The 13216-nt window shown below is 37.4% G+C and carries 11 protein-coding genes and 1 tRNA gene; 4 read left to right on the plus strand and 8 right to left on the minus strand.

From position 1 onward, the window contains the following. Nucleotides 1–187: 187 nt before the first annotated feature. The 4 genes from tpiA to FC37_RS04425 form a co-directional block, all read right to left on the minus strand. Nucleotides 188–946, minus strand: a complete 759-nt coding sequence (gene tpiA, locus FC37_RS04410) for a triose-phosphate isomerase (RefSeq protein ID WP_023061659.1) — start codon at nt 944–946, stop codon at nt 188–190. A 25-nt stretch (nt 947–971) separates the two neighbouring features. Further along, on the minus strand, nt 972–2183 hold the full coding sequence (locus FC37_RS04415; RefSeq protein ID WP_025005144.1) for a phosphoglycerate kinase: 1212 nt from the start codon (nt 2181–2183) through the stop codon (nt 972–974). Between the two features lie 112 nt (nt 2184–2295). Further along, a complete protein-coding gene (gene gap, locus FC37_RS04420) occupies nt 2296–3312 on the minus strand; it encodes a type I glyceraldehyde-3-phosphate dehydrogenase (RefSeq protein WP_025005145.1) in 1017 nt (338 codons plus the stop codon). A 55-nt stretch (nt 3313–3367) separates the two neighbouring features. Beyond that, nucleotides 3368–4399 carry a sugar-binding transcriptional regulator gene (locus tag FC37_RS04425; RefSeq protein WP_025005146.1) on the minus strand — a complete coding sequence of 344 codons (1032 nt, stop codon included), beginning with the start codon at nt 4397–4399 and terminating at the stop codon, nt 3368–3370. Nucleotides 4400–4645: 246 nt separating this feature from the next. On the opposite strand from FC37_RS04425, the gene FC37_RS04430 reads away from it, so the two are divergent. Then, nucleotides 4646–4717: transfer RNA gene (locus FC37_RS04430), tRNA-Arg, on the plus strand. A gap of 44 nt (nt 4718–4761) precedes the next feature. Here FC37_RS04430 and FC37_RS04435 read toward each other — a convergent pair. Continuing rightward, nucleotides 4762–6249, minus strand: coding sequence for an LBA0864 family S-layer associated protein (locus FC37_RS04435; protein ID WP_025005147.1), 1488 nt, complete (start codon nt 6247–6249; stop codon nt 4762–4764). 154 nt (nt 6250–6403) lie between these two features. On the opposite strand from FC37_RS04435, the gene FC37_RS04440 reads away from it, so the two are divergent. Together FC37_RS04440 and FC37_RS04445 are read left to right on the plus strand one after the other, a co-directional pair. Next, nucleotides 6404–7837 carry an APC family permease gene (locus FC37_RS04440; protein ID WP_025005148.1) on the plus strand — a complete coding sequence of 478 codons (1434 nt, stop codon included), beginning with the start codon at nt 6404–6406 and terminating at the stop codon, nt 7835–7837. Nucleotides 7838–7922: 85 nt separating this feature from the next. After that, a complete protein-coding gene (locus FC37_RS04445) occupies nt 7923–8738 on the plus strand; it encodes a Cof-type HAD-IIB family hydrolase (RefSeq protein WP_056945508.1) in 816 nt (271 codons plus the stop codon). Between the two features lie 55 nt (nt 8739–8793). Here the strand turns inward: FC37_RS04445 and FC37_RS04450 are convergent, their stop codons facing one another. Further along, nucleotides 8794–10419 carry an SH3-like domain-containing protein gene (locus FC37_RS04450; RefSeq protein WP_025005149.1) on the minus strand — a complete coding sequence of 542 codons (1626 nt, stop codon included), beginning with the start codon at nt 10417–10419 and terminating at the stop codon, nt 8794–8796. 187 nt (nt 10420–10606) lie between these two features. On the opposite strand from FC37_RS04450, the gene clpP reads away from it, so the two are divergent. After that, nucleotides 10607–11191: an ATP-dependent Clp endopeptidase proteolytic subunit ClpP gene (gene clpP / locus FC37_RS04455; RefSeq protein WP_005718663.1), complete on the plus strand. Its 585-nt coding sequence runs from the start codon at nt 10607–10609 to the stop codon at nt 11189–11191. Nucleotides 11192–11239: 48 nt separating this feature from the next. On the opposite strand, the gene whiA is transcribed toward clpP, so the two are convergent. Both whiA and FC37_RS04465 read right to left on the minus strand, forming a co-directional pair. Further along, a complete protein-coding gene (gene whiA / locus FC37_RS04460; RefSeq protein ID WP_025005150.1) occupies nt 11240–12175 on the minus strand; it encodes a DNA-binding protein WhiA in 936 nt (311 codons plus the stop codon). Next, nucleotides 12168–13211, minus strand: a complete 1044-nt coding sequence (locus FC37_RS04465) for a gluconeogenesis factor YvcK family protein (protein ID WP_025005151.1) — start codon at nt 13209–13211, stop codon at nt 12168–12170. Before FC37_RS04465 ends, whiA begins: the two co-directional genes overlap by 8 nt. Between the last annotated feature and the right edge of the window lie 5 nt (nt 13212–13216).

Genomic DNA, 13216 nt, shown 5'->3' on the forward strand with positions numbered 1-13216 from the left:
ATATTTCAACCTCCATTACTTATTATAATTTTTTAGGTAAAAAATACAAGGGGCTAAATGTTATTATTTCTTAATGTATTCCCTTACATTTGGGTATTTAATAAAAGTTTTAGGCTCTATTGTCTGTTATTAAATGCATAATAAAAAAGAACTCCTTAATTAAGAAGTTCCTTTTTTAATAATCAGATTAGTCTTGGTAGTTTACCAATTCTAAGTATGATTCAGGCTTAAGTGAAGCACCACCAACTAAGCCACCATCAATGTCAGGCTTTGACATTAATTCCTTAACGTTAGCTGGCTTTACAGAACCACCGTATTGAATACGAACGTTTTCTGCAGTCTCTTCGTTGTACAAGTCCTTAACAGTTTCACGGATAGTCTTGCACATTTCTTCAGCTTGGTCTGATGAAGCAGTCTTACCAGTACCAATAGCCCAGATTGGTTCGTAAGCAATAACAAGGTTTGAAACTTGTTCAGCAGTAAGACCATCTAAAGCAGCCTTAATTTGACCAACAACCCAGTCTTCTTGCTTGTTTGCTTCACGGGTTTCAAGTGATTCACCACAGCAAATGATTGGCTTCAAGCCATTAGCAAAGATTGCCTTAGCCTTCTTGTTAATGTCTTCATCAGTTTCGTGGAAGTAACCACGACGTTCTGAGTGACCAATAATTACGTAGTCCATACCCATTTCTTTCAAAACCTTAGGTGAAGTTTCACCGGTGTAAGCACCTTCGTCTTCAAAGTAACAGTTTTCAGCACCGATGTGTAAGTTTGAACCTTTAGCTGCTTTTCTTAAAGCATCAAGGTCAACTGCAGGTGCACAAATAAGTGATTCTACCTTACTTGGATCTGGCAACTTGTCCTTAACAGCGTCGACGAATTCAGTAGTTTGTTCTGGATTCATGTGTAACTTCCAGTTACCAGCAATAATTGGTGTACGGCTCATTAGTCTATTATCTCCTTAACTTAAATTACTTGTCTTGTACGCAAGCGATACCTGGCAATACTTTACCTTCAAGGTAGTTAAGTGAAGCACCACCACCGGTTGAAATGTGGCTGATCTTAGGTGCAATACCCAATTGCTTAGCAGCAGCAGTTGAGTCACCACCACCGATAATAGTGGTTGCGTCAGTAAGGTCTGCTAATGCACGACCAACTTCCAAAGTACCTTCTGCGAAGTTAGGCATTTCGAAAGCACCCATTGGTCCGTTCCAAACAACAGTCTTAGCATCCTTTAAGATGTCCTTGAACTTAGCAATAGTCTTAGGACCAATGTCAAGACCCATCATGTTGTCAGGAATGTCATCACCAACAACTTCACGTGAAGCATCGTTTGAGAATTCAGTTGCAGCTACGTTGTCAACTGGAAGAACGATCTTGTCGCCAGCCTTTTCAAGCAATTCCTTAGCAAGGTCTACCTTATCAGCTTCAAATAATGATTTACCGATCTTGTGACCTTGAGCTGCTAAGAAGGTGTAAGCCATACCACCACCGATTAAGATGTGGTCTGACTTAGGAATCAAGTTGTTAATAACACCAATCTTGTCTGAAACCTTAGCACCACCCAAGATAGTTACGAATGGGTGTACAGGGTTATCAACAGCGTCACCTAAGTACTTGATTTCCTTTTCAAGTAAGTAACCAGCAGCTGCAGGTTTGCCGTTTTCCTTCATTGCAGTAGCGATACCAACGTTTGATGCGTGACTTCTGTGAGCAGTACCAAATGCGTCGTTTACAAACATGTCACCAAGGCTTGCCCAGTATTCGCCAAGCTTAGGATCGTTACCTGATTCACGCTTACCAAAGTCATTGTCGATATCTTGGAATCTAGTGTTTTCAAGAACAACAACGTCGCCATCTTTCATGTTGTTGATAGCATCTTCAACTTCTTTACCTTCGTTTGATGGTACAAAAGTTACAGGCTTCTTAAGAAGTTCACTTAAACGTTCAGCAACTGGCTTTAATGATAATTCCTTCTTGTCAGCATCTGACTTAATACGGCCCAAGTGACTAAGCAAAATAGCCTTACCACCATGTTCAATGATGTACTTGATAGTTGGAAGTGCAGCAACGATACGGTTGTCATCACCGATAACGCCGTCCTTAATTGGAACATTGAAGTCTACACGTACTAAAACCTTTTTGCCTTTAACATCAAGATCGTCAACGATTAATTTAGCCATTATAATCCTCCGATTATTTTGATATTTTTCCTTCAAAAAAAGGCGGAAGGAAGAATCTCCCTCCGCCTTCTCAATTACCACTTAACTATAATCAGTTAATTTAAATTAATGATTAAAGAGTAGCAAAGTGTAATAAAGTACGAACCATTTGGCAAGTGAATGAGTATTCGTTGTCGTACCAAGCAACAGTCTTAACTAATTGCTTGTCACCTGCAGTAGTTACCATAGTTTGAGTTGGGTCAAAGATTGAACCAGCAGTCATGTTCAAAACATCGCTTGAAACAATGTGGTCACCATTGTAAGCAAATGATGGGCTTTCGTACTTCTTCATAGCTTCGTTAACTTCGTCAGCAGTAACCTTCTTGCTCAAGATTGATACTAATTCAGTTTCTGAACCATCTGGAACTGGAACACGTTGTGCGTGACCGTTCATCTTACCGTTCAAGTTAGGCAATACCAAACCGATAGCCTTAGCTGAACCAGTAGTATGAGGAATGATGTTTTCAGCAGCAGCACGAGCGTCTTGTTCCTTACCACTACGAGCAGGACCATCCAAAGTCATTTGAGTACCAGTGTATGCGTGGATAGTAGTCATAGTAGCAACTTCGATACCGAATTCCTTGTCCAAAGCGTTAGCCATTGGTGCAAGTGAGTTAGTAGTACATGAAGCAGCTGAAACAATCTTGTCGTCAGCAGTCAAAGTGTTTTCGTTTACTGAGTAAACGATAGTCTTCAAGTCGTTACCAGCTGGAGCTGAGATCAATACACGCTTAGCACCTGCGTCAAGGTGAGCTTGTGACTTAGCCTTGCTAGTGTAGAAACCAGTACATTCAAGAACAAAGTCAACACCATCGTTCTTAACCCAAGGAATGTTTTGTGCTTGTGGTTCAGCGTATACGTGGTACTTCTTACCGTCAACTACGATAGCATCTTCAGTTGATGAAACTTCGTGGTTGAAAGTACCATGAGTAGTGTCGTACTTAAGTAAGTAAGCAAGCATTGATGGAGTAGTCAAGTCGTTGATAGCAACAACTTCGATGTCCTTACTCTTTTCGCCTAAGTCCATAATACGACGGAATGCTAAACGACCGATACGGCCGAAACCGTTAATACCAATTTTAACTGTCATAACCTAAAAGTCCTCCTTTAAGAACTATAAACAACAATTTATTTTAAACGGGATTTTATTTCCCCTTTAAAATCATATTTGAGGCACCCTCATCAGTAATTAACCAGGTTTGATGAGGTGCATTGGGCATATATGCTTTTATTGCTTTGGCTTTTCTTGCACCACATGCAAAAGCAAATATGTGGGGTATTTTATATAGGTTCTCAAACTGTAATCCAACCTGGGTGATACGGTCGACAACCTTGCCTTTTTCATCGAAGAAACACCCGAAACATTCGGTGACGGCCTTCTTTTCACGAAGCTCCGAAAGTCTAATTGAATTATACCCTCTACGCTGCGCCATTTCTTGGGCTAACCCAATACCATGGATCACTGCATCGCTTTGTGAAATATCTTGCAGAACATCCGCAATCGAGGATTCACGTATCAAAGATTTATACGCTGCAGCTGAAACCTGTTCAGGTAAATACAATGTCTTATACGTACCCGAAGTTTTAGCTGCCATTTCTTGGACGATTGTATTACTTTGCGTTTCTACATTTTCGCCCAAGGCTCCTCGACCAGGAACAAATTCTAACTGGCGGTTATTCCCTAAACTAGGAGATAAATACTTAGCAGATTTTGCTAAAGCCGCTCCACCTAGAATTGTAACTATTGAATGACCTAATGGCAAGAGTAAATTTAAAGCTGAACTTAACTCTTCTCCCATCTCTTCATAAACGCGATCTTGCAAATCAGCATTACCTGGTACAATCAAGGTTCTTTCAATCCCTAATTTCTTAGCCAGTGCTAATTCTGTTTCACCCGCATTAAAGAGACGGTCAATCAATGGCCCCGCATCTTGTAATGTTTTCTCGCCCTTTTCAGTTAAAAACATTCCAAAACTTTTAGTTTCAATCAAACCTAATTGACTCAAATATTCAGTTTCGGTTCTAATGTTTCTTTCTGAAAGCCCTAAATGTTGAGCTACACTTCTACGCCCAATCGGCGCATGCAGTGCTATCTGCTCAAGGACAAGATACCTTTGTCGAAGAATCTTTAAGACGTCGGGAACGAGCGCTTCGAGCAAAGAAAAGTCCGAATTCATCGTTCCCTCCTTTCCCTGGGACGCTTAGTGACCACATCCGTGTCGATTTCTGTCCCAGAATACTTAAAAATATAAGAGAAACGTACAACTATTTCAAATTCATACATTTCCCAATCGACACTGTTAGTATAACAATGTATTTTTCGTAATTCAAGAAAAAGATCGGCTATTTTAAAAAAATTGTAAGGCTCACAAAATCATTTCTATTTATATTCTTTTTCTGTTATACTAGAAGTTGCGTAGTTTGGGTCCTTAGTGTAATGGATCGCACGTAAGATTCCGGTTCTTAAAATCTGGGTTCGACTCCCAGGGGACCCATACAAAAAAGGCTAGAGCAATTGCTCTAGCTTTTTCATTTACTATTAAAACTTACCTGAAGTCAATTCAGCACGTTGTGCAAATTGTACATACAATCTTGAACCAGTTGCTGACATACCTTCAATTTCACGTTTAGTGTTGAAACGGTAATGCTTTTGTGCAGAGCCATTTTCACTTACCTTAAAGATGTTGTCATTAAAGCCAATGAAGAAGTGACCGTCGCCATAAGCAAAGCCTTGAACTGGTGAATTAGAAATAAATCTACCTTCAGTTGCGCCAACTTCAGTAGCATTCCAAGTATCACCATCTCTAGTTAACTTCCAGTATTCATAGCAGTTATGACCACCATTGTGGAATAAAGCGTACATAGTATCGTCGCCTACAAAAGTAGCGTTGTGAATGTAACGATTGTCTGAAATTCTAAATGTCCAAATCTTGTTAATCTTCATATCGCTCTTGCGAATTTGTAAGATTTCTTCTGAAGCAGGACCATTATTGTATTTATTGTCATTAGCCAATACGTAGATGTAACTTGATGAAGAACCTAATGATTGACCGTGACCCAATTTAATATATGGACTTACTTTAATGTTTTTAGCGTATGACTTAAAAGTGCTCCACTTCATAGTAGTAAGATTTTGTGCAGCATACTTGCTCTTTAATGCATTCAAGTTATATGAAACTAAGTGTCCATATTGACTATTGCTGCTTGTAAATAATGAAGTAGTGAAAATACCGCCGTTAACTGTCATACCTTCAGGAATTACACCAACTTGGCCCATTGCATCCCCAGCTTGACCATAACCTAAACTCAAAAATCTAGGTTGGAACAAACGAGTTCCAAGAGTTAAGCCATTGCTCTTAATGGTGTTGCTAGTAGTTTCTGAACGGTATCCATGTGCACGATTCCAGTTTCTAGATGAGCCCTTTGAGCCACCATTCCAAGTAGAAGTAGTCTTAAAGCCCTTCTTCGGAGTAACACTTGGAGAAGCCATATCACCATCATGAACGTCAATATTAACTTCTGCCTTTGCTTTACCATAACTATAGGTTACTTTGTCTGGATTAGTACTTATATACTTTCTAGAAACATGAACCTTATTAGGATTAATTGCAGTACCATGTGCATCTGTAGCGTAGTTAATCGCATCTCTAGTAGGGAAGCTGTAATCACTATTTTTAACTAAGCTTACCTCATTAGCAACAGAGATTTGGTTACGTGCAAAGAATTTTTCACTTACCCAACCAACATTGCGACCATCAACAATAATCAACCAGAAAGTACCTTTTCTGGTTGATTTAGATTCCTTTGATTGAATTTGACCATGTTTAAAATACTTAGTTGAAGTAAACTTGCCGCTTGGTCCCTTGCTTGAAACATTGTGATAAATTGCATAATTACCATTACCTGCAATTTTAGTAACAGCCTTGCCGTAGCTTTTAGCTTGAACAGTGTTTGCTTGACCATTAATAGTTAATAAACTTCCAGCAAGCAATAAACCAGCTAAAATTAGCTTTTTATTGTTTCTCATTCATTCTTCCTCCTTAAAAAAACAGCATATACTCATATCTTAGCACCAATTCATCAAAAATGTTCTTATATTATTAGAAAAAATTAATATAAGAACATACTAATGGCATTGTTATATAATGAAAAGACTCACAATTTATATTAGGAGTGTTTTTATGGTCGAATCACAAAACAATCCCAAAAAGATGATGTGGACTACTCTGGCAATGATGGCGTTCTCCACTGTTTGGGGATTTGGTAACGTTGTTAATGGGTACGTCTACTTTGATGGAACAAAGGTCATCTTCAGTTGGGTAGTCATGTTCCTTCTCTACTTTGTTCCCTATGCACTGATGGTTGGTGAACTAGGTGCTACATTCAAAAATGCCGAAGGTGGGGTATCATCTTGGGTAAATGCCACAATGGGTGCAAAATGGGCATATTATGCAGGTTGGACTTATTGGGCTTGCCACGTCGTATATATTTCTAGTAAAGGTACCGGTGGCTTAAGAGCTATGGCTTGGGGCATCTTTGGTAACACCAGATGGTACGACGGATTACCTACTGCTTGGACACAATTTGCAACATTAGTTGTATTTTTATTCTTCTGCTGGGTAGCAAGTCGTGGTATTCCTGTATTAAAGGGCTTAGCAACTATCGCAGGTTCTTCAATGTTCATCATGTCAATTTTGTTTATCATCATGATGTTTGCCGCTCCGGCTATTAACCCAGGAGCAGGATTTTACCACATTGATCTTAATTGGAAGAATTTAATGCCAACTTTCAACGTTAAATACTTTACTTCTCTTTCAATCTTAGTATTTGCCGTTGGTGGCTGTGAAAAGATTTCGCCTTATGTTAATAAGGTAAAAGATCCTTCCAAGAATTTCCCTAAGGCAATGATGGCATTAGCAATCATGGTTATGGTATCAGCAATTTTAGGTACCTTTGCCATGGCATTGATGTTTGATCCGAAGGTCGTTAATGCTAATTTGAATGAATATATTTCAAATGGTGCCTACATGGCCTTCCAAAAACTAGGCGAATACTACCATGTTGGTGGATTATTCATGTACATCTACTCATGGTGTAATGTAATTGGTCAATTCTCCACCTTAGTAATTAGTATTGACGCACCGCTTAGAATGCTTTTGGGAAGTAAAGAAGCAAAAGAATTTATTCCTAAAGGTTTATTCAAGCTTAACAAGCATGGTGCTTATATCAATGGTATTTGGATGATCGTTGTTTTATCAGGTGGTTTAATTGCTATCCAAGCATTTGTTCCTAACGCACAAGCTGTAATGGCTCAATTAGTTAAGTTAAACTCAACTACCATGCCACTTCGTTACCTTTGGGTATTTGCAGCTTATATTGCTTTAAGAAAGCATCAAAAATCATTTGAAACCACTTATCAAATGACTAAATCTCAGGGATTAGCTTATACCGCAGGTATTTGGTGTTTCTTAGTTACTGCAGCATGTTGTATTTTTGGTATTTATTCACCAGATCCATTTACATTAATGCTCAATATCTTAACACCAATCATCTTAATCGCATTGGGATTGATTCTTCCTGGTATTAAAAAATATCAAGAAGCAAAGGCCAATTAGATATAGATATAACAAAAAAAGACCGTTGACAGCGGTCTTTTTTTATTTTTTAATTTCATTTAGATTAAAAATGAGGTGGAAAAACATGACATTACCTTTTAAAGCTGTTGCAGTTGACATGGATGGGACATTCTTAGATGATCGTAAGCAATTTAATCATGAACAATTTGATCAAATACTTACGGAATTAGAAAAAAGAAACGTTCATTTTATCGTAGCTTCTGGTCGGCCATACACTAGATTAAAGCAAGACTTCGGTGATTTTGCTGAACGCATGGATTTTGTTTCTCTCAATGGTTCTATGCTAGTTGTTAACGGTGAAACAGTTGCTTCTTATCTGCTAAAACGTGAAACTGCTCTTAGTCTACTTAAAGAAGTCAGTGACAAATATGGTAAAGTAGCTCCTATGGTCTTTGAAACCGATGTAGCCTACTTCCACAAAGCTATTCCTAAAACTGAGCGTGACTTCTTAGCATACTTCGCTGGCAAAAGTGCAGTTGTTGATCATTGGTCAGATTTACCCAACAAGGATATCTTGCAAATCACTTTTAGTTTAGACAATTCTAAGGCGCCAGAAATTGAAAAAGAATTCAATGAAAAGCATGAACAAAAAATTTCTGCATTTGGATCTGCTAATACTGCTATTGATACTAATGTTTATGGTATCAATAAAGGCGCCGGTTTAAAGCATTTATTAGCCAAATTAAACTTAACTGGTGATGATCTAATCGCATTTGGTGATGGCGGCAACGATATTGCTATGCTTGATTTTGCAAAATACTCTTATGCTATGGCTAACGGGATGCCAAGTGTTAAAGAACATGCTAAATATATCGCACCTGCCAATACTGAAAATGGTGTCTTCAGGGTCCTACAAAAATATTTAGACGCTGAGAAATAGATATACAAAAAAGGCAATGAACCTAAACGTTCACTGCCTTTTTTTATGAAATAAATTATTTGGTCAACTTGTCTGTACTTTCAAGTAATTCAGCACGTTGAGCTAAATTCATGTAAAGTCTGTTGTTTGAAACAGCGATACCTTCAATTTCACGACCAGTGTGGAATTGATAAGTATCCTTGACTTCACCATTACGAGCAATTTTAGCAATTACATCGTTAAATGCAAGATAGAAGTTGTCATTCTTAGCATCGTATGTGAAACCTTGAGTATAAGTATTTGAAACAATACCAGTCTTAGTTGCACCTACCATAGTTGGGTACCAGTTATCACCTTTACGGTTGAATTCCCAGTATTCAGTTTGGTTCTTTTGCTTGTTGTAAAGAGTTGTGTACATCTTGTGATCACTTACAATAACACCATCGTGGAAGTAACGGCCTTCTGAGTCGCTACCATTCCAGCATTTGAATGTCCAAATCTTATTAATGCGCATATCACTCTTACGGATTTGAAGCAATTCTTCTGATCTATTGCTCTTATATGATGTCTTATTATCATAGTTAACTACATAAATATACTTATCAGTTGCGCCCATAGCTTGACCGTGACCAATTGGAATATATGGACTTACCTTAATATTTTTAACGTAAGAATTGAACTTCTTTTGAGACATATCAAGCAAGTATTGACCATTAAAAGCATTAGTCAAATGGTTTAAATTATAAGCAATGATGTGACCATTAGAAATTTTAGTACTGCTGAGTAAACTAGTGTAAAGCCAGCCGTCTGACATAGCAATACCTTCTGGAATATGACCTACACGGTTAATGTAATCGTCGTCTTTAATGTCTCTAGCAACACTAAGTAAAACTGGTTGGAAGAAACGAGTCTTAAAGGTCATATTACCATTATCAGTAGTGTAACTGTGCTTTGCTTTATCCGGAGCAAAGTCAGTCTTAGTTACGTAGTTAGATGAACTACCATAGTAAGTCTTCCAAGATTTTAGGTCACCACTAAATGGTTGTGCTGAAACACTATCTGCATCAGCAACGCCTTCTTTAGTACTCTTTCTTACAGTAACTTTTACAGTAGCTTTAGCACTACCATAACTATACTTAACCTTGTAAGTACCTGGTTCAGAACAATCAATTGCATCTTCAGAAATTGTAATATCTTGGGTAGGAATAACGGTTCCCATATAGTTAGTTACATAACTAACTGCATCTTCTGGAGCAAAATCAGAATGACTATTTCTTACTAAACTTACAGTCTTAGGAACAGCAATAGTGTTTCTAGTAAACCAGTTTTGGTTAACATATCCTACTTTACGGCCATTAACATAAATGCGCCAGTAGGTACCGTTGTGAGTTTTAATTCGTTGATCAGATTGAATATGAGCATATTGATAGTCACTGGCATCTGCTAACTTCTTAACAGGCTTACCATTCTTAATGCTCTTATAAACATTGTAATGTTTATTACTACCTACTTTAACCATCAAATCGTAAGAAGTACTGGTTTGAACTGGCCCCTTTTTAGCAGTTGAACTATCTTTAGCTTTGTCTGTTTTAGTAGTTGACTTAGAATTAGCGGCAAAAACAGGATTTGAATAACCCATTAATAAACCAACACTAACTGCAACAGCTGATGTTGCAGTTAAAATCTTATTTGTATATTTCAAGCTTGTCCTCCTACAATATTACAACAATATTTTACATAGTTATTATAATATATAAACAATATTCTCAAAAATACAATTTGAATACAAGTAAATCTCTTTATTTGACACTTTTATTACGAAGTGATTTAATTAGCACAGTACTTAAAAGAGTGCTAATTAATACGAAATAAATTTAGGAGGCAAATATATGCTAGTACCTACAGTTATTGAACAAACTGCTCGTGGTGAACGTGCTTATGACATTTACTCACGCTTATTAAAAGATAGAATTATTATGTTGAGTGGCGAAATTAACGACCAAATGGCTAACTCAATTATTGCTCAATTGCTTTTCCTTGATGCACAAGATAACACTAAGGATATTTCACTTTACATTAATTCACCAGGTGGTGTAATTACTTCTGGTCTTGCAATTATGGATACTATGAATTTCATTAAATCAGATGTATCAACTATTGCAATTGGTATGGCTGCTTCAATGGCTTCTATTCTTTTGACTAGTGGTACTAAGGGTAAGCGTTTCGCATTACCTAACTCTACTGTACTTATTCACCAACCTTTAGGTGGAGCACAAGGTCAACAAACTGATATTCAAATTGCAGCTAACGAAATTTTAAAGAGTCGCAAGAAGATTAACGAAATCTTACACGAAACTACTGGTCAACCTTTGGAAAAGATTCAAAAGGATACCGAACGTGATAATTACTTAACTGCTGAAGAAGCTAAGGAATACGGTTTAATCGATGAAATTATGGTTAATAAGAAGAAGTAATCATAAATTATAATCAAAAGAGGATTTGCGTGTGCGAATCCTCTTTTTTTAATCTCTCAAATTTTCAGCCAATTCATGTAACTTTTTGAATCGATGATTGACACCAGATTTTGAAATAGGTCCATCCGGAATTTGATCCGCTACTTCTTTTAAAGTTAATTCTGGATGAGCTAATCTAAAACGTGCTAAAATCTGTAACTTTTCTGGTAAGCTGTCGATTCCTTTTTCTTTTTGAATCAACTGAATATCTTCTACCTGTTTTGCAGAAGCGGAAGCCGTCTTTTTCATATTAGCTGTATCACAATTAACCAAGCGATTAACCGAATTACGCATGTCTCGCATGATTCGTAAATCTTCAAAATTTAGCATAGCATTTAATGCTCCAACTACATGCAAAAAATCTCCGATTTTAGCTGCTTCTTTAAGGTAGACAATGTAACCTCGACGACGTTTCGTCATCTTAGCATTCAAATAAAAATACTCATTCATCAACTTAGCTAAATCTTCATTATGATCTTCATAAGTTGAATAAATTTCTAAATGATATCTACTAGTCTCAGGATTATTAACGCTACCGCCAGCTAAAAAAGCACCTCTAAGATAAGACATTGCACCTTCCCGTGACTTCATAATTCTCTGTGGAATTCTGGTAACTAATCCTCGAGCAGGATCCCAAATATTTAAGTTTTCCAATATTTCTTGCACGTCACGATTAAGTCGAACTAGATACTGATTATTCTTTTTTAATTTCATCTTACGAGAAACAATCAATAATGGTTCAATTCCATATGCAACTTTAATCAGTTTAAAAATTCTTCGTGCAATAGCGGGATTTTCTGTAGTGATATCTAGACTAAATTGATGATCATGAAGATTTAAAACCCCATTCATTCGCAAAAAAGCAGCTAACTCTGCTTTAGCATGCTCTGGATGCACCTCAAGCGAAGTTAGCTCCTTTTTGACTTCACTAGCATAACTAGCCATTATTTTCCTTCATTCTTTTACGTGACATTGCCTCAAATGCCAAATTCATTATTTCCTTTGCTACTTTTTCTCCATCATGAAAGACCAACCCGTGTCGTTGATCAATAAAATCATCGGTAATAACACGACAATTTTGCGCTCTCAAACCATTAAAGTCATTCTTAACAGGTTCAAGATATGCATCATAATCCTCTGGGTGGAATTTACTCATATCAATTTTAGCTCCGTTAACTAAAGCTGTATTGATATAGTTTCCACCTAAGTGACGATTAATTACCTCCACGTGCTCTGCATCGCTAAAGTGATCAGTTTCTCCACGTTGAGTCATGATATTACAAATATAAACTACTTCAGCCGGGGTTTCTCGAACCGCTTCACCTAAATTAGAAATCATCAAATTAGGTAAAATAGAAGTAAATAAACTACCTGGACCTAAGACAACTGCATCTGCCTGCATTATCGAAGCTAAAACAGGTAAAACTGCTTTAGGTGTGGCATTCGAATTAGTATCTGTTACCCAAACACGTTTGATTCTTTTATCTTTTGAGGTAATCTCCGTTTCCCCGGCTTCCGTGGTACCATCAATAAACTCGGCGTTTAACGTTAAAGGTTCGTTAGATGCTGGAAAGACGTGGCCGTCGACCTTCATCATTTTAGATAAAGATTGAACAGCATCAAAAATATTCCCATGCATTTCATTCAAAGCTGCAATGATCAAGTTACCAATAGCGTGGCCTGAGAAGAATGCATCAGATGAATCAAACCGATATTGAAAAATGTCTTTTTCTTCTTGTGGCAAATCACTTAAAGAAACTAACACATTTCTAATATCACCCGGTGGAACAACGTTAATAAAATTTCTGATAGAACCAGATGAGCCACCATCATCGGATACCGTAACAATGGCAGTAATTTCCGCATTTTGATCTTTCAATGCATTTAGAATAACTGGTAACCCAGTACCACCACCGATAACTACCACCCGCGGACGTCTGCCTTTAATTACGCGCACAATTCGCGTTTCTCCATATGACATCGCGA

This window comes from Lactobacillus gallinarum DSM 10532 = JCM 2011 (assembly GCF_001434975.1).
GTDB lineage: Bacteria > Bacillota > Bacilli > Lactobacillales > Lactobacillaceae > Lactobacillus > Lactobacillus gallinarum.